The organism is Bacteroides sp. BFG-637 (assembly GCF_024793605.1).
GTDB lineage: Bacteria > Bacteroidota > Bacteroidia > Bacteroidales > Bacteroidaceae > Bacteroides > Bacteroides vicugnae.
The window spans coordinates 847,582-872,829 of record NZ_JANUPD010000002.1; the positions used below are offsets into that span (position 1 = coordinate 847,582).

Consider the following 25,248-nt stretch of genomic DNA (forward strand, 5'->3'; position numbering starts at 1 on the left):
ATTATACAGACTACGTTAAACCGTGTTAATTCAAAAGAACGTTCCATATCCGTAAAAGTGATAGAACTACATCATACAATAAAGTAACAGTAGGCTAAGCTCTCCCACTGTCGAGCGAATCTGCTTTAAAGATTGGCTATATTGGAATTTAATTGTATTTATCGAAAGATTAAGTTTATCAGCTATTTCCTGATTGGAGTATTTTCCTGAAACTTTCATTTCAAAAACCTTACGACGTTGCGGCGAAAGTTGCTCAAGAGCTTGTTGTATAATGTTCATTTGTTCTTGCTTAAGGTTTTCGTTTTGAGAATTGTCTTCCAATTCCAAAACCATTGAAAGGCAATCCTCAAGTAAATAGATATTTTTCTTTGAATCTCTCAACGTATTGAGCAGATCGTTCTTCAACATCGTAAAAAGGTATCTGTTTATAGGTTTTGTTTCGTCGATCTCTTCTTTTTTTCAGCCAGAGTTTTAAGAATAAGTTCTGCACAGCATCTTCAGCCAATTCCTTATTCAGCAAATATTTAAATGCCAAAGAAAAGGTCTGCGCCGCATATGTCTTGTATACAATACTAAATGCCAGCTGGTTCCCCTCTTTCAGAGCCTTAACCAAAGCTTGGGCTTCATCCTGTGAGTATTTCTGGAACATCTTAATCATTTTAAATATGAAAACAAAAAGCTTATGATATCAAGTCCTTATTTTCAAATATATTAATTCTTTCTGATATAGCATGAATCGCAAACAATAAATGAAACAGGCCTCTTGTTTATTTCACCAGTCTTTGATATTTGCTGAATAAAAAGGTTGAGAATGATAGCAATCCGTCATTTGTTGAATGAACATCTTTCCGAATATCTTTCCTATCAGTTGCATTTACCCAACCAGCTTCTATTTCTTTTAACTCATCTTCAAGTTGTTTCTGATCCACTTCCACACCTTTCTCAGCCGCATTGATAAATGTATTGATATACACTTCCCAACGTTTTGCATAATAATCACTTATCAGTCCTGCCCATGAACGGCTGGCATAATCGTTCAGGCTTCCTCCCCAAGTAGTAATCAAGTTGCGAGCGTTCTTTTCATAATAGTCTTTCAACCGGGGAGAATCCCCCATCTTCCGCGCATCATCCATCCATTTATCCAGAGAACAGTAAGGATGAAAGGCATTCAGTTTATCCAAATCATTCAATATTTCCTTCATTTTTTCGCCACAAGCTTTCAAAGCCTGATAATCTTTAGCTTCAACCATCCTGTCAAACTCCATTTTCACATCAAGAAAATAGTTTCCAAGCACCTGCCTGCCTACAATAATCAAATCCAGACGAAAAGCATCCCTCCGGTCAGAAGGCGCTTCGTTCAGTTTTCTCCAAACCTCTAATAGTTCAACATTACTGTACACATTACTTGTCCGTTTTTCACTATTCTTATTCAATACGGGGCGATATCCGGGTAAAGTGCCCAATGTACGCGGCACCTGTACATAAATGTCATTGAATAATATTTTCCAAGCATCGCGCACAGGTTGCGATACACATCCTACGTGTCTGTCAGCCAGACATTCTATCCATTTGTTATCATCTACATTCAAGTTCCATGCTTTCTCAAGGATGTATTCGTAAGGGAACTGTACAACATCCAATCCTTCCAGCGTAGAGCCGATTCCCTTAAGGTTGTCTCCACCGTTAATGAGAGCATTCTCAAGTCGTGCGCCACTTTCTTTGACGTTACCTGTCAAAGTTGTGTTTCCTCCGAAATTGCCCAGATAACACCAGATATAAGGCTGTCCATGAAATTTATCAGTCGTTTTCCAAAGTTCAATATTTTCACAATGATAATCGAGCAGATACGTCTTATTCTGCGGAACACCCGTCAGTAAAGCTTCTATTCGCGGAGATGTCCACTTCTCTTTGTCATGATAAAACATCCATGTCATTTGCATCCATTGGGCTTTGGGATCGGCAGCCGTCAACGTGGCGTACATATCCGAAGCTATCTTCCGCAAATATTCGGGTTCGAAACTTGGCGGGTCAACCTCATTGAAAGGATCTAAGCCATAAATATGATCGGTTCCGAAAAGTTTTTTTGTTCATCAAGAAATAGTTTCTGAATTTTCGCAAACAAAGCGTCGTTAGGATTCAGAAAGTTACAACGGTATGTATCAGTAAAACCTGCCCATTTGCCCAAATGCTGAATATCGGCCTCGGGGTAAATCCGCTTTAAATCGGCAGGGACATGTCCGGCAAAGGCTGGCAATACGGGCTTCATATTCAATTCACGCTCACGTGCGAGTATTTTTTTCTGCAAACTTACCTGATGTTCCAGCCATTCCATCGGCAACGGACCGTTCCAACCATCTATGTTAGCCATCCGATGCCAGGGCAGATACGGCGGTCCCGTGAAGTAAGAGCATATTTCGATGTCCGACATTCCCATTTTCGACCAGACTTTATACCACACAGCTTCTTGTCCGGTGATTGCCAAAGGCATATTTATGCCATTAAGGGCCATCCAGTCAATAAAGCGTTCCCATTCTTTCCATTGCCACCAAGGCATCGTGTAACCATACGTGCAATAATTCAGGAAAAAGCGAGTATCCACTCTCGCTTCCGAAACGACCTTCTCGCCAACCATTGGCAATTCATCAGGAATTTCAACGGCTATATCCGCATACCACGATACCGTAGTTAAACAGTAGTATTTCAGGTAATGGTTCAGTCCCATCGCCATTGAATTGGCGTTGTTTCCACCAATTACAATCTTATCTTTGACGGACTCTACCGTAAAGCAGTCTTTCTCCCCTTTTAACTTTTGAAACTGAAAACTCTCGATGTATGACGGCAGCAAACGTTTCACTAATGCTTCGGCAACAGCTACGTCTTTGTCTTTAGCCTGAAGAACCAACGACATAAAAAACATAACCAGACACATGTATACACTTTTTCTCTTCATTCTGATTTATAATTTTATATAGATTTTTCTTTTTAATAAAACATATCCCAACAGCCCATTGAACAACAGAAAACACACACCATACATAAATGAACCGAAGTAATTTCCGAATAATGGGTTAAGCAAATTGCTGAATATAGTTGTATGAATATGCCAATGCACAAGCAATCCTCCGGCTATGCAACTAAACACATAGATTACAAGCGGATTCGCTCCAAATGCTTCGAAAAATGAAAACCACTTTTTATTCTGCTTCACATCAATGATATAGAGCAGCAAAGCCAATGACAATGCTGCGATCCCACAAGTGACCAAAACGAACGAAGGAGACCACAAACGTTTATTCAAAGGACAGGCATAACTTAACAAATAGCCGACAAACAACAGAGTGGTACCTATAAGAAATAGATTCAGCATCCGGCGGTCATTGTCTTTAATGTCGATGATTATTTTTCCGCAAACAAAACCTATCATCACTTGAGATACAGCGGGAATCGTGCTAAGTATCCCCTCGGGATCGACAAACTGCCGGCCTTGAAGATACATGTGATTAGACCCTAAAATAGCCGAGTCAACAATCCCGACGATATTATCCGCACTTTTCTCAAATCCGTTTCCAAATAACTGAAAAATAAAGTAGACAGCCAACAAGATGATGGCTAATGGCATAAACCGCTTATGCGGTATTGTTACAGCCAACAGGGCTGTAATGCCATAACAAATTCCAAGCCGTTGCATCACTCCCATTAACCGGAGCTGACTCAAATCAGAATAGTTACCACCATCTACTGATGTAATGAACCACTCCATAACCAGACCTATAAATATTAACAAGAGACTTCTTTTTATGATTTTCGCAATAGCCGGTCGACACTGGAAGTTATACTTACACAAAGAGATGTAGGTCGAAATACCCATCAGGAACATAAACATCGGGAATACCAGATCGGCTGGCGAAAAGCCATTCCACTTGGCATGTGCAAAAACAGCAAAGTTATACCCACACTTTCCTGTGTTGTTGACCAAGATCATCCCGGCAACAGTAATACCCCGAAGTACATCAAGTGAAAGTAACCGTTTGTTCGGATTCATATATTTTATTCTTTTAATTACTTATTATATATAAAATAGTCGTTCCGGCAGTTAACACTATCCCTATAAGCGATTCATAAGGTATCAACTTCAGACGTTCCTTAAAGTTGAGTTCGCATACGCCTCCTGTTGCATGAAAGAACGAACCATGTGGCAAATGGTCAAGAACTGTAGCCCCCGAATTAATCATAGCTGCCCCCCAAACCGCAGAAATCCCTATAGCCAATATTGTTTCAGCAAACGAAGAAGAAGCCAGTGTCGCTCCGGCTGTTGTCGATGCCGTAGCCGCTGACATCAATGCGCCTGATATAGGAGCAATCAACACATCACTAATATGAGCATGATCCAATCCTGTAAGAATCCAGTCTTTCAAAGAAGAGTTCTTTATGATACCGGCAATAGTTCCGGTTCCTATCAACAGAATAGCTACCACAGACATCTTCTGCAGTCCATACTCTATACTTGGAAGAATATTTTTCCATTGTCTCATACAGATAGCGCCACACAAACCACCTACCGGCAAAGCTATCAAAGGATCAACATTGATTCCTGCTATAGGGCGTAATGCCAATAAAACAACAGTAACAACAGGAGCAATCAGACTGGCTCTTAGCGACGGCAGATTTCTCTCTTCCTCTTTATTCACAGTTTGTATCACCTCTTTTTTGTTTTTTACTGTTTGAGGCATTAGACGGACAATAACGAAAACGGTGAAAAATAAACCGATCACTGCCGGTAAAATATTGGCAAACATTACAGCCGATAGATCTGCATTAAAATTTCCGGCTGCTATAATGGTATTCGGGTTAGGTGATATGATATTTCCACACTTACCTCCCCCGATCATAGCAATAAGTAACACGGATGGAGACAGGTTTAAACGCTTACCTATCGAAAGAGCCACCGGTGCAACAGTTATCACAGCCACATCAATAAATACACCTACAGTACAAAGTAACATAGTTGCGAGTGCCAATGCCATAAATACCCGCTTCTCACCCATTTTATGTATAATTGCATTGGAGATGACAGTGGTAGCTCCGGTTTGTATTAATATACCTGATAAGACTCCGGCCGTCAGAATCCGCAATACCGCCGGAGTGATCTCTTTCACCCCTTCGGTCATCACCGTTACAGTCTCATTTAAAGATAGTCCTCCCAACAATCCTCCAACTATCGCTCCGATAATCAGACTGTATGTCGGAGAAAGCTTTCTTATGATTAACAGTATGGATAATGAAAGCCCGATTAATGCGCCTATCGCTGTCATTGAGTATTATTTAGTAAATTGTTTGATGATTCTCACCACCTGTCGCACCGTTCTCTCTATGTTTTCTTTCGTAAACTCCGGTTGCATCGCCTCTTCAAGTGTTACCGGGAAAGGTTGGATAGGAAGTACGGCTGTAAAACCCATCCTATTAAGTGCTTCGGCGGCTTCGACCGCTCCTCCTAATGCTATCACCGGAACCTGACATCTGTCACCTACACGTAAGATTCCGTCCAGCGCCTTTCCCATACAAGTCTGGCAATCCAGTTTCCCCTCACCAGTCAGTATCAGGTCTGCCTGTTGAACGACTTCTTCGAAACGAAGCGTTTTCAATATAACTTCTATCCCGGATTGCAATTTTGCATTCAGAAACGGAAGCAGACCGCCTCCCATTCCTCCGGCTGCTCCGGCACCGGGAAGTTGCGATATATCCATATCTGTATATTCCTTTATCACCTGTGCATAGTGCCGCAACCCATTATCCAACTCTATCACTTGCAGCATAGTTGCCCCTTTTTGAGGAGCATATACATAGGCCGCACCTTCTTTTCCATAAAATGGATTACTAACATCACAGGCGATCGTAAAATTACTCTCCTTCAATGCCGGATTTAATTGAAAAATATCTATTTGATGGACTTTTATCAGACTTTCGCCGACAGGTTCCAGTTCACAGTTCTCTCTATCCAGAAAACGTGCCCCTAAAGCCTTCAGCATACCCATTCCCGCATCATTTGTTGCACTTCCGCCAATCCCAATAATGAATTCCCGACACCCTCGTTTTAATGCGTCAGCGACCATTTCTCCAACTCCATAAGTCGTAGTCTTCATTGGGTTTCTCCGGTTTGAATCAATCAGTGGAAGACCACAGGCTGAAGCCATTTCGATAATAGCCATCGCACCATTGTTCGCGATACCATACGATACATCGATTGGCTTCATGAATGGATCATGCACCCGACATGACACCGTTTGAGCACTAAGAGCAGAACATAAGGCTTCTGTAGTCCCTTCGCCACCATCAGCTATGGGAAAACGTATAATCTGACAGTCAGGTAATTCCTCCTGAATCGCTTTTTCGGCAGCTTTCGCTATTTCAAAAGAGCTGACCGAACCTTTAAACGAATCGAATGCCAATACAATCTTTTTCATAAAAAGCTATCACTTATTTGTTTTCTCTATTAAACCCAATGCAGCCTTGACCGGGTCATCAAACGGAGTTGTACTGTTGCTCCAGGGAGATGTAATCCATTGTTCCTCCCATTCTCGAATTTTATTCCGGTCTTTTGTGAAATAGAGCTGTATACGAGGAATATAGTAATCTTTAATCAACCCGCTCCAGAAACGGGCTGCATAATCTTCCTGAATACCACCCCAACTTGTAATCAAGCGTTTAGCGTTTGCTTCATAAGCATCTTTTTCCTGAAGAGTTGTTCCGCTATTACGTGCAAGTTCCACCCATTCTTCCAATCGATATAAAGGATGAGAAGCCAACAGCCTGTCAACGTCAATCAACAAATCAACAGTTTGTTGCAGATTACGCTGCGCTGCGAGAACACGATTCTCCGAATCATCTTTCAGCGCCTGCTTATAAAAATTTTCAGCTTTAGCCGCTACATAATACGAAACAAACTCAATGAGGTCGTTTCTGTATAATTCAGAGTTTTTCAGTTCGTCAGCGCAACTGGCATACAAAAGTATAGCCTGCAAGTAATCATCACTAAGGTCGATTTTACTGATCCGCCGTTGATCGGGTACTACGGTTTGCCAGGTAAAACGGGGGTATGAATAGAGAGAACTATATGCTGTTTTCCGAAAAAGTTTCCAAGCTTCTTTCATAGCATCGGGATATCCCCCATAGCGGGCCTCACAGTATATCTTCATCCAATCGTCCAGATCAATGCTGTCTGAAGTCCACCCCATATCGGCTAACAGTTCGTAAACAACCTCATTGTTTTCGAGGCCTTCAGGGGCAGAACCGAACCCAATCAAGTTACCTTTATTTGCAGCACGTAACGCTTTGACCGAGGAACTAGCATACATGCCCAGATCTCCTGTCATTGTATTTTTCCCACCGAAGTTGGGTACATAGCTGAATACCCATTTCTTTCCGTAAAACCCATCGTGTACTTTCCATGTCTGTTCGGTGTTCCATACCCATTTGGGATAATCATTGCCCAAATCAATGATAATCATTTTATCATCAGGTACATTGCTTAACAAGGCTTTAAGCGATTCTTTATCCCAGAATGAATGTTGATATCCGAATGTCCATCCTTGTGTAACCCAAACGGCATCAGGGTTTCCGGCTGTAATTGATTTATAAATCGTTTCTCCATACTCGGCCAATAACTTGTATTTCGCTTCTTTATCTTCCTTATCTATAGGTAGTTCCATTTCGTTAAAACTGTCCGACAGGTAATAAGTATTTTCTCCAAACTCTTTTTCCCACTCTTCGACAAACAGTTTACCTATTTCTTGGAAGAAAGGCGAATCCGGTGGCAGTACATAGGCATTATACTGTTCATCAAAACCACCCCACCGCATATGCCGGAATTGTGTATCGGGATGTTTCCGTACGAATCCTTCCGGCACGAAACCGGCAAACGCAGGTGCTATGGGCTGCATTCCCAACTCGCGCATACGGGTCAGGATTTGGTGCTGCAAGCCGATTTGGTTACGTTGCCAAGCATCAGATAAGGGACCGTCCCACTTGTTCAGATTACCCATGCGATGCCAAGGAAGATGTGCAGGAGCTGTGAAAAATTCACGGATTTCTTCTTTGGTCAATCCCATACGCAGCCACACCCGTTCAGCAATAGCTTCGCTGGCCACTGTAGCCAAGGGCATATTTACACCATAAAGAGCCATCCTGTCAATTTCCTTTTCCCAACACTCCCAGTCCCAGTAAGGAGTAGTATAGCCGAATGTACAAACATTCAGGAAGTAACGCAACTCATAAGGGGACACTTGTTCATACAATTCATAATCGGGCCACGGCATCACTGATGTTAGATGTTCACCGCTCCATGTTTTCATGCTCTTACAAGCTTCTTTCATGTACGTATGAAAAGCGTAACAAATAGCAACGGAGCTACTTCCCCTTAAAGTAAGCCTGCCGTCGCTTGCTATCACTTCAAATATATCTTTACCTTCGGATGGTTCGATATATTCAAAGTGGATAGACTTTGCTCTTTCCCCAATCTGACGTTCTATTAACTGCTTGGCGGGGGTGATAATATCCGTCTTAGGCTTGTGGCATGAGCAGAAAAAAAGCGTTGTTGAAATTAATAAATACTTGATTATCGTATGTATCATAAAAAATCAAAATGTTATAAGTGAGTATCAATATTTCTTTTTCGATGCTTCTTTCACATATTCCAGTTCCGTAATAATCGGTAAATGATCTGACAAAAGCGACCGGACAGTTTGTGTACTAATCACACGCCATCCTTTTTGCGGGTAAGCAAACAAGTAATCTATCTTAATCACAGGTTTCCATGCCGGCATTCCAAAATCATCGTTACTCGCGGCAAACCAACTATCCATACCACGTATGGCCTCGGAGTAGTGACGCGCATTGAAATCGCCTCCCAAAATTACAGGATATTTATAATTTTTGAAATGCCCGGTAATAAATTTTATTTGCTCCGCCCGTGTTTCTTGAGAGTTAACGTCCAGATGCGTAGAGGTGAAAACAATAGTATCATTACCCATTTCGAATAATCCCTCTAGCATAGCCCGTCTCTCATGTTCTTTGACCGGATGGGGCAGCATTGTCTTTTGAACAGAAATATATGGATATTTACTTAACATTCCAATACCGTAATAACCGGTAGAATAATCAATCGTTTTTCCGTAAAGCCCAAACATTCCCGTATAATAGGCGAGTTCGGATATAAAATCCTTCCCCTTCTGATGCGGGGTACGCTTACGGTCTGTTTTGCTATCCACTTCCTGAAGCGCCACAAAATCAGGTTTGAAGGATTTGATGTGATGAGCAAGTTCTTCTAAAGATGCCAGTTCGCCAAATCTCAAATTATATGTCATTACCCGCACTCGTAGAGTGTCTTGTGCATAGGCAACGCCCAAAGTCAGGCATAAAAACAATAATAAATATTTCTTCATTGAATACATGGTTTCTATTTTTTAATGATTACTTTTCCCATCCTGGATTTTGTCCCAACAGAGGATTTTTCTGACGTTCGGGATTAGGCACAGGCCACAAATAATGTTTCGTTGCGTCGAAGTAGCGTGCTCCACCTTCTGCGGTAGACTTTTCGTAGATTACATCGCCAAATTCATCTACACCGGTATCGGGATATGGGTTGGCACCCAAATCGTTCATACATACTTTCAGGCTGGGACCGGTGATGGCACGTCCAAAACGAAGTTCACCTTCACGCCAGCGCATCACATCGGCATATCTTGTACCTTCACCTGCCAACTCAATACGACGTTCTCTTCTCAATTCAGTTTCGAGATCCATCCCCCATGCACTAAGTTCGTCAAGGTTCATACGATGCATATTCACACGATCTCTAAGTCTGTTGATGGAGTAATCAACCTGTGTCTGTGTCAGTTTCTTACCTTGTAGTTCGAAAGTGGCTTCCGCATAAATCAGCAAGACTTCGGCAAAACGGATGACATTGAGATTACCGTGCCCACCTACACTTGAGCCGGCCAAATCAATATCGTTATACTTTTTCAGATAGAAACCTGTACGGCTATTTGCCCCCACACGATTATTATCTTGTAATGAAGCAAAACGAGGTAGATTAAATATCTCGTTGGCCTTATCTGTATCAGGGTCACCGTCATCTCCTCCCGGCCATTTGTCACCCGGAGCATATAAAGTCATCTTCATTCTAGGATCCCGGTTTTGGAAATAATCAGCATAATGCTCTTCAGGCGACTTGTATAATGATGAGGTCTGCACACCAATCTTTTTATAATATTCCAATCCGGTTTTTGCTGGTTTACCGTCTGTACACAGATAAGCATCCACCAACGACTTCGTTGGATTGAGACGTATATAGTCTGTCGGACTGCAAGTTTCATTGGGCAGACTTTGTGTACGGACTTCGGGTACAAAAAGGCTATATACGATGGCTTCGATATTCTTCGGATCATTCTCGACATCCCCTTCGTGATGAAATAGTTTTTCGTATTCATACAGGCCATAGGGACTGTTTTCGATGATATATTCACTCGTTTTTGCAGCCAGTTCCCACCTTTCGTTCTGCAAGGCGATACGTGCCAATATGGCTAAAGCGCCCCAGCGGTCAAGTCTTCCCAGTTTATCGCCTGTATACCTTTCTTCAGGCATACGCTCTGCCGCCCATTTCAAATCCTCGACAAGTTGGTCAATGACTTTCTCTCTGGAAGTACGTTCGATATATGCATCTTCGGGCTGGATGACTTCTCCTACCCAAGGTACATCTCCCCAAAATGTCGTGAGGTAAAAGTACATAAGCGCCCGGATAGTTTTTACTTCTGCAGCATAAACGTCTTTTTTATTTTGAGCCACTTGAGCTTTATTATAATTGTCTAAAAAATTATTGCAGCGATAAATATAGCTATACGCTCCTGTCCAATAGGTAGTAAAAGGAAAACCGTCAGTATAAGAGTGCTTGCCTCCCGAAACCTTACTTAGTCCACTGGTAATATTCCCCCACATAACTGTTTCGGCCGTCGACTCGCTCCAATTCACAAGATAGTCTTTTTGTAAAGCTTCATAGCAGGGTGGTAACGCATTTTTAAGCTGCTCTTCATTTACCCAGAATGTTACATTGTCCGGCTCGTTAGGGTTCGTTCTATCCAGGAAATCGCTACATGAGGTAACTATACCAAATAAAGCAATGATTAAAAAGTATTTTGAGTATTTCATCTTTATAGTCGTTTAATAGGTTAGAATGTTATTGATAATCCAAAAACATAGGTTTTTACTTGCGGATAGACATCTCCGCTGGTGGTCCTCACTTCAGGATCATAAGCCCCGAAGTAATTGGTTTTAGTAAACAAGTTATCTGCCGAAGCATATACTCTAAGACTATTAATGCCAAGAGGTGCCACCATCCGGGCAGGAAGACGATAACCTATCTGAATATTCTTCAGACGCAAGTACGATGCATCCTCTTTCCAGTAGTCACTGAAGAGCCTGTTGTGCTCCTGCGACTGATAAAGTCTGGGATAAGAAGCATTTGGATTCATAGGCGTCCATCTGTCAAGATGTTCTTTTTTAGGGATCGAGTAGTCATTAATAAATGCATGCCGAGCCTCATCCTCAAGGTAACCGGCAACTTTACCTACACCTTGCAAATAGAAACTGAAGTCCTATACCTTTCCATTCCAAACCACCCTTGATTGCATAGGTGTAATGGGGCTCTTTCTCGCCAAATACCACTTTGTCATAGTCATCAATCACCCCGTCGGGAGCGCCGTCAGGACCACTGATGTCCCGATACTTAATATCTCCGGGCTGTACAATGCCATTTTGTGAGGCAACAAGAGGGAACTTTGGTTTCTGATACTTACCTGTAGTTGTATTCACCGATTCGAAATCATACACTTGTGCCAACCCATCCGTAAGATAACCATAGAAAGCACCTATCGGATCACCTACCCGACGATACGAACCGGAAGCCGTACTGGTCAGGGACTCCGGAGTTCCGCCCAAATCGGTGATCTTATTACGGGCATCCGACAGATTGAATCCGAGATTGTAATTTACATTTCCGATCTTATCACGCCATGACAAATTGAGTTCCCATCCTTTGACATCAATCTTACCAAGATTGACATAGCCTACGTTACTGCTGGAGACCCCGACAATAGCCGGAACATCGGGACGAACCAACGCGTCAATATTTTCTTTCTTATACCAATCAAAGTCCACATTCAGTCTATTACTCAAAAAACTAAGGTCTACTCCAAAATTAATCATGCGGATGGTTTCCCACTTGATATCGGGATTACCTATTTTGTTCTGCCAAAGTCCCATAACAGGTGTATTAGAAGCTCCGATAGGATAGGACTCCTCGGTAATGATAGGTGACAAGTAGGGGTAGTAATTACCGGGAATATTTTGATTTCCCAATTCACCCCAGGAAGCACGCAGCTTACCCGAGTTCAATACCGAAGTAGCAAACTCCATGAATTTTTCACGTGAAAAGTTCCATCCTGCCGAGAACGATGGAAAATATCCCCAACGATTGCCCTTGGCAAATCTTGAAGTTCCGTCAGCACGCAGGTTGGCTTCAAACAGATATTTACCGTCAAAAGCATAGTTGACACGACCAAAGTAAGAGCGCAAAGCCCACTCATCTTTTGTTCCGCTATTCATGAAATTAATCATTCCGGCGCTGATAACGTGAATATCTTCAACCATCACATTATCACGCGTAGCACCCAATGTGCTTCGGTTTTCCCACTCTTGCGAAAATCCCAACAACGCTCCCAACTCGTGGCGTCCTATGGTTTTATTAAAGTTCAGGGTGAATTGCAACGTTTGGGTCATAACGTCGAGATGGCTTTGGGAAATATAGTCCTTGGCATCTTCATTTGCTTTCAACGGGCTACCGTCCGAGTAATAAGACAACATCTTCGGGTTAAACTCATCCACCTGGCGGGTGTATATATTAGCAGAATACTGCATACCGACATTCAATCCGTCTATAATTTTGAGATCTGCATTGAATATTCCATTGAGCACACGAGTTTTCCGTTCTTCCATTCCCGACTCATAGGCTACCTGCAAGGGGTTACGCACCGAACCGTACGACCAATTCTCGCTATCTACCATCCGGCCGTTTTCGTCAGGAATTTGCCACTTGACAGGAAGTAGCGGAGACATACGCTGTGACAGGCGAAATACCCCTGATGTGCCGCTATAACCTAAGTCCTTCTTGTAGAAATCGACATAGCTCATCTGCCCATTCAGTTTCAAACGATTGTACACTTCTGTGTTTACACTGATACGCGCATTATGTCTTTTGGAACTATATCCGTCACCTACAATCAGCCCATCCTGATCCAAGAAACCATACGACATAAAAAATCCGGTTTTCTCGCTTCCACCCCGTGCACTCACATTATGCCCCGTCTGAAAAGCCCGGCTTTTGTATATTTCGTCAATCCAGTCAGTATTGGAATATTCATTGGGGTACAGTCCCGAATCATATTTATCGAAAGCCTCTTGTGTATAAGGTTTGGAAAATCCGGCAGCACTCATGGCTTCGTTGGAGAGTTCCATGTATTCCCTTCCGTTAACAAGCTCCGGTAATGCTGTGGGAGTCTGAAATCCGGCATATCCGTTATATTGGAATACTACCCGTTCTTTCTTTTCTCCCTTTTTAGTAGTTACAAGAATAACACCATTGGCGGCACGTGCTCCATAAATGGCTGATGAGGCGGCATCTTTCAGCACTGATACACTTTCAATGTCCGAAGGATTCAATAAATTGATGTCTCCCCCAGCTACCCCATCAATCAAGATCAAAGGTGCTGTACTACTGTTGATGGTTCCCGTACCACGAATATTGATACTGGGCACAGCACCCGGCTGTCCCGAAGAAGAAACGATGCTAACTCCGGGCAACAACCCTTGTAACCCCGTAGTTACGTTAGTAATAGGTCTGTTCTCAATAGCCTCCGCTTTAACCATAGATACAGCACCTGTTACGTTTACTTTCTTTTGTACGCCATAGCCCACAACTACTACGTCTTCCAAGCTGACAGCATTCTCTTTCATCACTACGTTTACTGTCGTTTCTTTCGCTATGATGCTTTCTTCACGATAACCGACGTATGAGTACCGAAGTGTACTTCCATAGGGTACTTTGATGGAATACTGACCATTGATATCGGTTATTGTACCCGTAGTCGATCCTTTTACAGACACGGTGGCTCCGATTATCGGTTCCGCATTCTCATCAGTAACTTTACCTTTCACATACAGTTCTCTCTTACTCTCTTGCGAATCAACAGGTTCGGACGTGTTTTTATTTTGATATTCTTTATTATAAAATAAAATGCTGTCATCCAAGAAACGGAACCCAATGTTAGTCCCTTTTAGCAAAAGAGTTAATGCTTTGTTTACATCTGTGTTTTTCACCTCCAATGACACTTTCCTACTCGTATCTACAAATTCTTTGCTATAGGCTACATTCATCGATGCCTTCTCTGCTATCTGACTGATAGCTTCTTTAAGAGGAAGCTCTTTGATACTAACTGATATTTTTTGCTGCTGTGCATAAACAAGAGCTGTGACAAATATGCACATTAGGGCTACAATACACCTTCTGCCGGTGGATGAAAAAGGAGAATCTTTTTCCATAATATTAGTCTTTAAAGTTTATAGTTCGATATCTATTAGCTAATACACAAGAGATATTAAAAAGTATTACGGCAAATAAGTTAATGAATCTTAATTGGAAAAATATGAGAGAATTTGCCGGAAATCAATCCATACTTGATAAAAAAGAAAGAAAACACTTTAAAAGTATATTTTTAAAAGCAAAAATAGAGAGGGGTAAATAGTATTTTCTCATTTAATGCATAAATTAGTGTCTTTACCTGAAATAATTAGTACCTTTGAGTGCACGAATTAATTCATTTGACTATAGTGTTTCTTTCGTTAGAGTATAGTCAAATAAAAGAAGCACTATAGCCTACGTTTTAAATGACTATAGTCAAACGAATAAAATTATGCAGCCGGAGACAATATTTACTGAATAACTAAAAACAAAATAAGACATGAGTGTTTATTACGATCTTTATGCCAGTGGCAACCCACAAAAAAAGGATGAGCAGCAACCACTTCACGCACGAGTGATTCCATCGGGAACTCTTGATGCTAAGAAGTTTATTGAATTAGTATCTAAAAGCAACGGCTTCAGTCAGGCCACCATTGAAGGATGCTTGCAAGCAGTCACCGATGAATTACAACATTGGTTGAAACAAGGCTGGATTGTGGAAGTCGGAGAATTAGGTTATTTCTCCTTATCGCTGAAATGCGACCATCCGGTAATGGAGAAGAAAGAAATCCGCTCTCCTTCCATCCACCTGAATAAAGTGAACCTTCGCATCAACAAAAAATTCCGTGAGAACATGGAGCCATTACCATTGGAACGCATGGAATCACCTTACCGAAGCAATGGCAATCCCGATGAAGACAAATGCCGTAACATCCTTATGCAACATCTGGATGAACAAGGTTGCATCACTTGTGTTGATTTCACGAGACTAGCCAGCATAAGTCGATACAAAGCAACGGGGCTGTTAAATACCTATTTAAAAGAGGGAATTATACGAAAATACGGAGGAGGAAAGACGGTGGTATATTTAAAGAAATAGAAGCCAAATACTCTTCGCAGAATATATTAGGAGGTGGAATATTATTCAAACAAAACCATCATATAACAATTTTGCAGCCGCTAATAATTAGCAGCTGCAAAACATCAATAACATTTTTTCATCAATTTGCTGAGATTTGTTTAAGGATATGTTGTGTGTTAAGTATTGTCTTTTCTGCTATCCGGCCACTGGCTACATCTACGCTCTTTACAGCAGTATCCAAAGCCGGCACAGATAATATTTTAATCTTTTCATAATCCTGAATACCCTCACGAAGCATTTCAAAACGGATGCTGGCTACCGCCTTGCTCGAAGCCGTGTTATCCGTGCGGTAAATCATATGGAAATCTCCGGCAGTATTGGTTCCATCCTGTATATTTAGGGGGTCAGTATTTAGCCAATAATCAAAAGCCCACCGGAGATAACCATTTAATCCTTTTGAAGCAGCATACCATGACATCCATACCATTTCGGCAGGAGATGTCTCCTTGGATACATAATTATTAGGAAACATCTGCGAACAACTGGTGTAGAAGGTTGAGATATGATTAGTTGAAGCCCTTTCATAGCCTAAAAGTGTACAATAATCATAGAGTTCATTCTCAATATCAGCAGCGATACGACTTCCTGCCAGACCTATCTTCCAATCCGAGCCATTTTGCCTGATAAGATTTACCACTTGCCGGGTTTCTTCGTCGCGTGCCTCGTCAAGGAACAAAACAGCTTTATCAAACCAGCCTTTAGATATCAGATGTGCACGAAATGAAGTGAGAAATGCTGTCCATACCTCATTGTACTCATCTGTTCCTATCGGCAGTTTTTTAGTCTTGTGACTTGAGCTCGATCTATCAAAATACCCTATTGAATTGTTCCAGCCTACTAAAGAAAAGCAGTCTATCTGTTTATTAATTCCCAAAGAGAACATGAATTCTACAAATTTATCAAAATTAGTATAGTCAAAACTCCATGTATCATCCTCATTCAAATTCCAGTTAATCATTGTCTGCCCTTCCAGAAACGCACCATCTTTGATATAGGTCGTAACAGCCTTCTGACCTGCATCGGCCAACATCTTATAGAAAGAAGACATCAAAGATTCATAAGCCGGAGAAAAAGGTTTCACCTCGTTGCCACTTTTCCCACACAAAGTAACTAATTGGAAAGGGAATTGCCATATATCCAAATGATATGTCCAGTCTTTCACATCCGGCAAGACATGATTCGTCACAAGAAGCTGGATATTGAAAGAAAGTTTTTCTCCTGTTTCCTGCTTCACGTCAATGCTCCCTTCATATAAACCGGGCGAAGTGTTTTTGGGTACATCAATCGTCACCCACACCTTTGTCGGGTCAGTTGACGAAATTTGGGTAACTTGCTGCTCCGACAACGCATCCGCAATATATGCCGACTGACGCGAAGTCTGCGAGCCACAGTCCAAAGCTTTCGTATCCCCCAACACATAGGTCGGAAATCTCAAACGGATATTCGAAGAAGAGAGCGTTTGGCCGCCGCACTTCAAGTCATTCACCTGATAAGTGATCCCTTTCACGTTCTTCTCTGCCCAAAGAATAATTTGGGTATGTACACGTTCGTTTCTCCAAACGGTATCTCGCCATTGAGTTACAATCTTATCGGATGAGCTCTGGCCTTCATGTTTATCCCTTTGCGCATACCGCTTATACTTGCTCTCAAATGAGCCCTTCATTGTTTGGGGCACTTCCACCGGAGGTTCCACCACTCCACCATTAGGGGTGTCTTTATCATCGCTCCCGCAACCGGGAAATGCAATCAACAAACAGAATATGGCAGTTAAAATCATATATTTTTTCATTTCAGTCAGTTTATTATTGAATGAGCAGTCTCCTGGCATTTTCAAAATCCGTAACAGATTTCTGGCGCCCGTCGCGGTTTCTCACAGCCATGTCAATTGCCTCTTTTTTCTGTGTAGAGTTTACTATCTTAAGTAATTCAAAGTCTTCGATACCCTCTTTCAGCAGTTCCCAGCGAATGGAGCTGACAGGGCCATTTTCTCCCGGATAAATATAGTAATCATCACCCTGAATAAAGTTGAAAACGGGTTTGTTGTACGGATCTTTATCAGACCAGCTATTATATGCCCATCGCAAATATCCGTCGAGCCCGTAATGAGCCGCCAGCCAAGGGATCATTCTTGACTCAATAGCCGGAGAATAGGTCAAAGTATTCGGATGCGCAGGATCTCCGCACAAATAAAAGTTCGTGATCTTATCCGGATCTTTTTTCCTGTCCTGCAACCAGGCAGTGGTTTCGTCATCCCCGGTCAGTTTCTCCGGCAAGAAAGAATAAAACAGCGAGAATGACTTTGCCAATGCGGAGGCTTCCTTCCTGCCGGCTATTGAGAATTGTTGCAGAAATACAGGGGCACTGTCGCCTACGATACCCAAGATCGATTCAATCACCTCGTGCGGACTTTCATCAAAACTCAAATAGGTTTTATCCAGCCATCCTTTTGAGGTCAGATGACTTTCGAAGTCACGCAGGAAAGATTTCCATATTTCCTTATACGCCGGAGCAAACTGGTCATAATATAACGTATCCGCAGCATTCGTCTCCTTATGACGATAAATAACTTCGCGACGATCTGTCTTGTGATTGAAAGGAGACAGCGAAAACGCATCTATACGACGGTCAATCCCATGTTTGAAACACGTCTCTACAAAACGGTCGAAAACTGAGTAATCGAAGCTCCATTTTCCCGAATCATCCAATAGCCAGGTAATCATAGCGGGATAACCGATGTACGTCTGCGAACGTTGGCTTCCTGCCAGCCAGTCTACCTTCCAGGGATAAGGCACAATAGTGGTTGTAATCGTTTTCGCTCCTCTTGACGCCAAATCTTCCAGATAGGGGTCTATCAGTTCCCAATGTTTTTCAGACCACGGTTCCACCCCTTTCTCTACAGCTATCGCATTGGGATTGAACCATAAATCCAAAAAGAAACTATAATCCTTTGGGGCCGGTAACGTAGGTTCCAGTACATTCACAGCGAGATTTAGGGCAACCTCTTGATACTGGTCCGTATGAATCACAAGTTTTCCACGATAAATATCAGGAGTGGCAGATTCCGGAATCTCTACAGTAAACCAGACCGGCTGCGCCCTATAGGCAGGCACATCTACCGCTTCCAGCTCCATCAAAGGATCGGCCACTACATCCGGCGAACCTGTCCCACTCACTTCCTCTCCATACACGTCTTCCTGACGGGCCGTCCATGTGTATTCGCTCCGGGCACGTTCTACCGGCACATAACGGACATATCTGACTTTAATATGTCCGGCATCCAGCGCATCCCCCTTTTCCGAGATTAAATCCCCTACTCTGACAGAAAGCCCGGTAAGTTCATGGACAGACGCAACCGACAGTTGGAAAGACTGCTGCTCGTTGCGCACGCCTGTGATTGAATGAATGGCGGAGAAATCAACCGGCTGAATATCAAACGGTGAAGGAGATTTATCATTTTCATGTTTGGGTGCAGGAAACCTGGGAACTCGTATCAATGACGACGTCGCAAGTTCTCCGGTAGGTATCCATACATTCAATGAATCCGAAGGTAATGCCGACTCCACTGTCACTTTCAGCCATTCGGGTATTTCGGTGACCGGATCCATTACCTGATTGCGAACCGTTCCACCTGATTGCGTTTGCCCGCAGCTACATAGGGCTACGAGCACACAAAACGCGCATATACTTAAACTAATACTATTTTTCATCTATTCAATAGATTTGATTAATACTCATTCTGATCCAGGATACCCGGAATAATTTCAGTACCCGGCTTAGGCAATAACCTGGCAGACTCCTTCACTGTCGGAAACCGCTCGGCATTAGCCGCAACTACCATCTCTTTTCTGACAAGATCATGCCATCTATCCCCTTCACAAGCAAACTCCCATGCTCTTTCTTCCAAGATAGCTCTGTCAAATTCATTTTGAGATGTCCTAAGTGTGTATGGAGAACTTTCACCACGTCCCCGGCTATACACCCGGTCGAATGCGTCTAATGCCGCCTCGTCCGGCCCATGATTCACATAATTGGCAGCCTCCGCATAAATCAGTAAAACGTCGGCAAAACGCAACATCGGGCGGAAGCCTTCACTGGAAGTATTCACCCTACGACCTCCATCTCGATATTTGGCTATAAAAGGCTCAACACCGGCTTCTGTAAAAGTTGTACCGTCGGCAAATACGGAAGTGAAAGTAGCATCTTTCCGCGGTCCTTCAGGAAAAGCGTCAAAGAAGCGGGTTTCACTAAAATAGTCGCCCCATCCGCCTTCGCCATTTCCAAAATATCTTGTTGCCAAATCCATGTGACTTCCGGCCACTCCATCCTCTGCAACAGAACCGTAGAAAGTGAAAATGAACTCTTTTGATTTCAACTTATTGGATTGTTTCCACAAATCCGCGAAATCATTTTCCAAGTCATAGCCATACTTATCATCCATCACTTCTGCCGCTTTATCTCTGGCCAACACATAATAGGATTTATCATTCAACGGCCATCCCGTCATCGTCAGATACACTTTAGCCATCAATGTTTTGGCAGCTCCCCTTGTCGGTCTGCCCTTTTCTGAAAACGACAGGGGTAATTTAACTTCGGCTATCGTCAAGTCGTCAAGAATTGCATCATAAACTTCAGCTACACTCGACTGCTTCACGTTTTCAATATCATTTTGATTTTCGTAAGTCGTCACCTGCACAGGACCGAAAAAGCGTACCAGATAGAAATAGGTAAAAGCGCGTAAGAATCGTGTTTGTCCTTCAAGCGCATCGAGTTTTTCCACCGAGATGTCTTTCGCATTCTGAAGTTTACTAATCAGCGCATTGGCATTGGAAATGGCCTGATAACACTTCATCCAGAAATCATGAATGACTATTTCCCGGTCATTAGGGATCAATCGATCGAAATTCTTAAACAGGTCCGCATCAGAACGGACATCTTCCGCACCGGACGCAAGAATAAGGTCATAGCCATAATCGAACCCTGACCAATCGGAGTAAAGAGCTTTGATAATACCCGTCAAGGCTGCATTATACTCGCTTTCGGACGTATAAAAGTTCTCTGGGGATAAGTCCGACGGTGGATTCTCGTCTAAATCCACGCATGAAACGGTCAGCGGGATTATCAGGCATAAAAAAGAAAGTAGTCCTATATTTTTCATAAGTTTCATAATATCTATCTTTTTGATTATCATTCTTTAATTCATTTTGCCAACACTATCAGAAAGTAATATCCAAACCGATTGCATACTGTTTCTGGGAAGGATAGGAAGCCATATCAAAACCGGTGAATGGTCCCGAATTATTGCCGGAAGCGATACTGGAAGCATTATTGGCTTCGGGGTCAAATCCCGAATACTTGGTGAAAGTCAACAGGTTCGTCCCGGTTACATATACTTTCACCGCATTGATCTTCAATTTCTTCAGGAATTTAGAAGGCAAATTATAACCGAAAGTAATATTTTTCACCCGGACATATGACCCGTCTTCTACCCACTGACTGGAATTCCGTTGATTTCCCAACACATCATGTCCCGGAATATTCGTATTTTCGTTTTCCGGCGTCCAGCGGTTCAGTAGATTCCTGCCGATTCCGTCCGAACCTCCTTCCAACATAAACTTGCCAAGATTCACGATATCATTTCCCTGCACTCCTACAATCAAGACATTCAGGAACAAGTCTTTATACCGGAAGCTATTACTCCAGCTATAAGTAAAGTCCGGCAAGGTCTTGGCTATTGTCACCATGTCTTCACTATCTATCACCCCGTTATTGTCTTTATCAAAATATTTGGGTGAACCGGGAGTGACGCCGTATGCACCAGCCAGAATCTTCTCACTGCTTTTCCATACTCCATCGTATCTGAAACCTTTTACCAGTCCGATAGGTTGCCCTACTTCCAGGCGAACCGCATCCGAGAATCCGGGCATACCGGCTCCACCGAGAATCATTTCGTCCACTCCTTCATTGAGTGCCAACACTTCACTCCGGTTTGCAGCGTAAGTCAGATTGGTAGTCCATTCAAAGTTCTTCACCCGCACAGGTGTTCCACCCACAACCAACTCAACTCCCTGATTACGAATCTTTCCGGCATTCACCAGTTGAGTAGCCTGTCCGGAAGCCATTTTCAGTTGTTTTTCAAATAATAAATCCGAGGTAATCTTCCGATAGACATCGGCAGTAAGGTTGAGCCTGCCTTTGAATAAAGAAAGGTCGATTCCTGCATTCCACTGTTTGGTAGTTTCCCATTTCAGATTCGAGTTTCCCGCCAAAGTGGACAGTGAAACACCCTGATGCAATTTTTCGCCATCAAATGCATAGGCCGCCTTAGAACCTGTCACCAGCAGATCCAATGACTGATAAGGAGAAATAGCCTGATTGCCAACGACTCCATAGCTCAATCTCAATTTAAGGTTATCTATTGAAGAAACGTCTTTCAGAAATTTCTCGTTGGAAATATTCCACGCCAGTCCGGCAGAAGGAAAATATCCCCATTTATTATTCTTTGCAAATACGGACGAACCATCTGCACGCATGGTCAGCGTAGCTGAATAGCGGTCGGAATAGGTATAACTGATTCGTCCCATATAGGATAAAAGAGTCTGATCGGCTCTGTAAGAACCGGGCTGAATGGTTTCACTTCCGAGTCCCAAATTATTATATAATTTCTCATTCGTGAAAAAGCCTTTGGAAGAGGCATAGCTGGAAGTAGATTTAGACAATTGCTGTTCCAGTACCGCAGTAGCAATCAAATGGTGTTTACCTGCAAATGTATGGTCGTACGTCAGCATATTGGTATTTTGGAATTGCATCCACTTATCATTACTTATGCTGGCAGTTCTCGTTGATTCGTCTCCATTAATCACTTTTTCAGTATAATACCAGTCACTTTCACCATCGGACATCTGCCAGGAAACGGACGACTGAAACTTGAGGTCTTTAAACAACTGAATGACTATTTCAGGATTAATGATATTCATTTTCTGATGATATACGTTCGTCTGTTCATTGGCAAGCGCCACCGGATTATATTCCGTATTCGAACCGTAGCCACCTCCCGGCTGGGAGTAACTGCCGTCACTCTCATAGACCGGTCTTGTCGGCGCAAAGTTCAGAGTGGCATAAATAGGGCTTCCGTAAGCATCACGGGCATTCTGAACTGTCGGATTATCTTTAGAAGAAGAGAAGAATGTATTCAGATTCAATTTGACTTTCTTATTCAGGTCGATAGTGAGATTGGAACGCAGCGACATTTTCTGGTATTTTGAGTTGATAACGATTCCTTTGGCTCCCAGATAATCTCCGGCAATATTATACGAGATGATACCCGACTTTCCACTGATACTAAGATGATGGTTTTGGGTTACTCCGGTTCTGAATATCTCATCCTGCCAATCCGTACTATTATTCTCAAAAGTAGACACATCGTCAAATACGGCAGGCAGTTTTCTCACCTTCCTGTTCGTATTAATGTATTGCGCATATTCCGAGGCATTCATAATATCCAGTTTTTTGCGTACCTGCTGAAGGGCACCAAATACATTATACGTGATAGTCGGTTTTTGGCTGCCGCCTTTTTTAGTTGTAATCAGAATAACTCCGCCGGCTCCTCTCGAACCGTAAATTGCAGTAGCGGAGGCATCTTTCAGAATTTCAATCGACTCAATATCATTCGGATGCACATTCGACATCGAACCGCCTTGCATACCGTCGATGATAACGAGAGGATCACTTGCGGCATTGATTGAATTTACACCACGAATCCGGATAGAAATACTGGAATTGGGTGAGGCATCATTATTCACCACCTGCACCCCGGCTATCTGTCCCTGAAGAGCCTCATCGGTACGGGTGAAAGCTGCATTTTGTATATTCTCGGATTTAACGGAACTTACCGAACCTGTAATATCGCTCTTTTTCTGAATACCATAACCTATCACGACTACCTCATCCAGTAAGGCAACATCTTCTTCGAGCAAAATGTCCATCCTTGTCTGACTGCCAACCGGTATTTCGCGTGTTTTATAGCCTATAAAGCTGACTACAAGTATATCCCCGGACTTCACATTAATAGAGAAATTTCCATCCAAGTCGCTGATTCCTCCGGTGAGCGTCCCTTTTATTGCAACAGATACTCCCGGTAGCGGTTGCTTATCGGCCTTCGACCGTATCGTACCTTTTAACGCCTGCTGTGCAAAGACTGAAAACGAAACCATCAGTCCGAGCATAATTAATAACACTACTTTCTTCATATTTTTCATATTATTCGATTATTAATTTAGTCTGTAATCTCCACGTCAAAGTCCTTGACAGTACCATACCTTACACTACCGCACGGCTCGAAAACAGAAAGATCAACACCCCATGAATCCACAGTAGCCGCCCGCATACGTACAACATCAAGCATAGCGTCTGCCGGAACATGCACGGACACACTATACGGACCATTATTCGTTCCTTCAAAATCACCGAATACCGCAATGCGTTCTCCGTCATTTGTGAAATTCCTGTCACCATTCCAGTCTATCCACACAGCACTGCACGACCAATTGTTCGATTGTACCAAGTGAAGGGTAAAGTCACTTCCTCTCTTCACGATAAGCCTGTCTTCGGGATAGTATTTATAATTATTGGTCGGTATGGCGGTATTCGTATGTGCCAGGTTTTGTACAGCCCCTTCGGTACGTACTTCATCCGGACAATAGTCGCCATAACCTGTTATGGTACAATATTCCTTACCGAAGACTGGCGGATTACCGCTCACAAACACTTCTACAGACGCGCTTCGTCCACCTTCTACTGTTGTAGCGGTAATAATGGAAGACCCGCGCGAAAGTGCCGTTACAATCCCATTATCGACACTGGCAACGTCAGGGTCGCTTGAAGTCCAATTCAAATCCTGGATGGACGCATTCTCCGGTGTGAAAAGAATATCGTACTGTATCTTATCCGGAGCTATAACTATTTCCGGCGATAATTTTATTCCTGTGACTTTTACAATTACCCGAACCGGAACCGTTTGTTTGACCTGTCCGCCTTCCGTAGAGGCAGTGATGATAGTTGTCCCCACTTTAAGCCCGATAATGCCTGACACCAGTCCTTGTTCATTGGATTGTACCTGTGCTATTTCCGGATTGGCGGACTCCCACCTTAGCTTATCCGTCATATTATCCGGAGACGCAATGGCTACAACAGACTGTATTTCATCAATTCCTATCAATACATCCGAAGTGTTTAACGTGAAACTTTCAATTGCGATGTCCTGCTGATCTTCTTTACATCCGTACTGCAACAAAAACGTTGCAAGTAAGAAAAAATAAAGGACTTTTTTGTAAACTAGTTTTTTCATAAGCATTTTGACTTTTAATTATTATTCAGTTAACTAATGAAATAATACTTGTGTGTGATTTCGATTCGCAAAATACGGCAATAATGAGTTTTAAGAGGGATACAAAATCGTACAATAGGTGCGATAAATTCGTAAACAGGCATTTTCAACGGATATTCGGGTAGATAAACATGGAAAAATAAAAATAAATATTGTAGT

12 protein-coding genes and 3 pseudogenes are annotated in these 25,248 nt (G+C 42.6%); 1 reads left to right on the forward strand and 14 read right to left on the reverse strand.

The genetic code is table 11. The annotated features are described in order from the left end of the window. Window positions 1-66: 66 nt before the first annotated feature. The 9 genes and pseudogenes from NXX38_RS03785 to NXX38_RS03825 form a co-directional block, all read right to left on the reverse strand. Window positions 67-649: pseudogene (locus NXX38_RS03785) on the reverse strand (RNA polymerase sigma factor). 118 nt (window positions 650-767) lie between these two features. Further along, window positions 768-2,950: pseudogene (locus tag NXX38_RS03790) on the reverse strand (alpha-N-acetylglucosaminidase). 6 nt (window positions 2,951-2,956) lie between these two features. Beyond that, window positions 2,957-4,042 (reverse strand): acyltransferase family protein, encoded by a 1,086-nt coding sequence (locus tag NXX38_RS03795; RefSeq protein WP_258978619.1) that lies wholly within the window; start codon window positions 4,040-4,042, stop codon window positions 2,957-2,959. 13 nt (window positions 4,043-4,055) lie between these two features. Further along, window positions 4,056-5,312 carry a GntP family permease gene (locus NXX38_RS03800; protein WP_217720975.1) on the reverse strand — a complete coding sequence of 419 codons (1,257 nt, stop codon included), beginning with the start codon at window positions 5,310-5,312 and terminating at the stop codon, window positions 4,056-4,058. Window positions 5,313-5,318: 6 nt separating this feature from the next. Further along, the gene (locus NXX38_RS03805) at window positions 5,319-6,461 is read right to left on the reverse strand and encodes a glycerate kinase (RefSeq protein WP_258978620.1); all 1,143 of its coding nucleotides are present in this window, start codon (window positions 6,459-6,461) and stop codon (window positions 5,319-5,321) included. Window positions 6,462-6,470: 9 nt separating this feature from the next. After that, window positions 6,471-8,627, reverse strand: a complete 2,157-nt coding sequence (locus tag NXX38_RS03810) for an alpha-N-acetylglucosaminidase (RefSeq protein WP_258978621.1) — start codon at window positions 8,625-8,627, stop codon at window positions 6,471-6,473. 27 nt (window positions 8,628-8,654) lie between these two features. Continuing rightward, a complete protein-coding gene (locus NXX38_RS03815) occupies window positions 8,655-9,446 on the reverse strand; it encodes an endonuclease/exonuclease/phosphatase family protein (RefSeq protein WP_148365575.1) in 792 nt (263 codons plus the stop codon). A gap of 19 nt (window positions 9,447-9,465) precedes the next feature. Continuing rightward, complete coding sequence (locus tag NXX38_RS03820) at window positions 9,466-11,199, reverse strand: RagB/SusD family nutrient uptake outer membrane protein (protein WP_217720973.1); 1,734 nt, start codon at window positions 11,197-11,199, stop codon at window positions 9,466-9,468. 20 nt (window positions 11,200-11,219) lie between these two features. Beyond that, a pseudogene (locus NXX38_RS03825) lies at window positions 11,220-14,646 on the reverse strand (TonB-dependent receptor). Between the two features lie 419 nt (window positions 14,647-15,065). On the opposite strand from NXX38_RS03825, the gene NXX38_RS03830 reads away from it, so the two are divergent. Next, on the forward strand, window positions 15,066-15,665 hold the full coding sequence (locus NXX38_RS03830; RefSeq protein WP_258978622.1) for a DNA-binding protein: 600 nt from the start codon (window positions 15,066-15,068) through the stop codon (window positions 15,663-15,665). Window positions 15,666-15,786: 121 nt separating this feature from the next. Here the strand turns inward: NXX38_RS03830 and NXX38_RS03835 are convergent, their stop codons facing one another. The 5 genes from NXX38_RS03835 to NXX38_RS03855 are packed head-to-tail and all read right to left on the reverse strand — an operon-like array spanning window position 15,787 to window position 25,050. Next, window positions 15,787-17,496 carry a DUF4091 domain-containing protein gene (locus tag NXX38_RS03835; protein WP_258978623.1) on the reverse strand — a complete coding sequence of 570 codons (1,710 nt, stop codon included), beginning with the start codon at window positions 17,494-17,496 and terminating at the stop codon, window positions 15,787-15,789. A gap of 13 nt (window positions 17,497-17,509) precedes the next feature. Continuing rightward, a complete protein-coding gene (locus NXX38_RS03840) occupies window positions 17,510-19,414 on the reverse strand; it encodes a DUF4091 domain-containing protein (RefSeq protein WP_258978624.1) in 1,905 nt (634 codons plus the stop codon). Window positions 19,415-19,431: 17 nt separating this feature from the next. Next, window positions 19,432-20,871: a RagB/SusD family nutrient uptake outer membrane protein gene (locus NXX38_RS03845; protein ID WP_258978625.1), complete on the reverse strand. Its 1,440-nt coding sequence runs from the start codon at window positions 20,869-20,871 to the stop codon at window positions 19,432-19,434. Between the two features lie 49 nt (window positions 20,872-20,920). Further along, window positions 20,921-23,962 carry a TonB-dependent receptor gene (locus NXX38_RS03850; RefSeq protein ID WP_258978626.1) on the reverse strand — a complete coding sequence of 1,014 codons (3,042 nt, stop codon included), beginning with the start codon at window positions 23,960-23,962 and terminating at the stop codon, window positions 20,921-20,923. Window positions 23,963-23,979: 17 nt separating this feature from the next. Further along, window positions 23,980-25,050: an Ig-like domain-containing protein gene (locus NXX38_RS03855; RefSeq protein ID WP_258978627.1), complete on the reverse strand. Its 1,071-nt coding sequence runs from the start codon at window positions 25,048-25,050 to the stop codon at window positions 23,980-23,982. Between the last annotated feature and the right edge of the window lie 198 nt (window positions 25,051-25,248).

Excerpts from the sequence above, each read along its gene's own strand:
- NXX38_RS03795 (WP_258978619.1), bottom strand. The coding sequence starts at position 4,042 with ATGAATCCGAACAAACGGTTACTTTCACTTGATGTACTTCGGGGTATT.
- NXX38_RS03800 (WP_217720975.1), bottom strand. The coding sequence starts at position 5,312 with ATGACAGCGATAGGCGCATTAATCGGGCTTTCATTATCCATACTGTTA.
- NXX38_RS03805 (WP_258978620.1), bottom strand. The coding sequence starts at position 6,461 with ATGAAAAAGATTGTATTGGCATTCGATTCGTTTAAAGGTTCGGTCAGC.
- NXX38_RS03810 (WP_258978621.1), bottom strand. The coding sequence starts at position 8,627 with ATGATACATACGATAATCAAGTATTTATTAATTTCAACAACGCTTTTT.
- NXX38_RS03815 (WP_148365575.1), bottom strand. The coding sequence starts at position 9,446 with ATGTATTCAATGAAGAAATATTTATTATTGTTTTTATGCCTGACTTTG.
- NXX38_RS03820 (WP_217720973.1), bottom strand. The coding sequence starts at position 11,199 with ATGAAATACTCAAAATACTTTTTAATCATTGCTTTATTTGGTATAGTT.
- NXX38_RS03830 (WP_258978622.1), top strand. The coding sequence starts at position 15,066 with ATGAGTGTTTATTACGATCTTTATGCCAGTGGCAACCCACAAAAAAAG.
- NXX38_RS03835 (WP_258978623.1), bottom strand. The coding sequence starts at position 17,496 with ATGAAAAAATATATGATTTTAACTGCCATATTCTGTTTGTTGATTGCA.
- NXX38_RS03840 (WP_258978624.1), bottom strand. The coding sequence starts at position 19,414 with ATGAAAAATAGTATTAGTTTAAGTATATGCGCGTTTTGTGTGCTCGTA.
- NXX38_RS03845 (WP_258978625.1), bottom strand. The coding sequence starts at position 20,871 with ATGAAACTTATGAAAAATATAGGACTACTTTCTTTTTTATGCCTGATA.
- NXX38_RS03850 (WP_258978626.1), bottom strand. The coding sequence starts at position 23,962 with ATGAAAAATATGAAGAAAGTAGTGTTATTAATTATGCTCGGACTGATG.
- NXX38_RS03855 (WP_258978627.1), bottom strand. The coding sequence starts at position 25,050 with ATGAAAAAACTAGTTTACAAAAAAGTCCTTTATTTTTTCTTACTTGCA.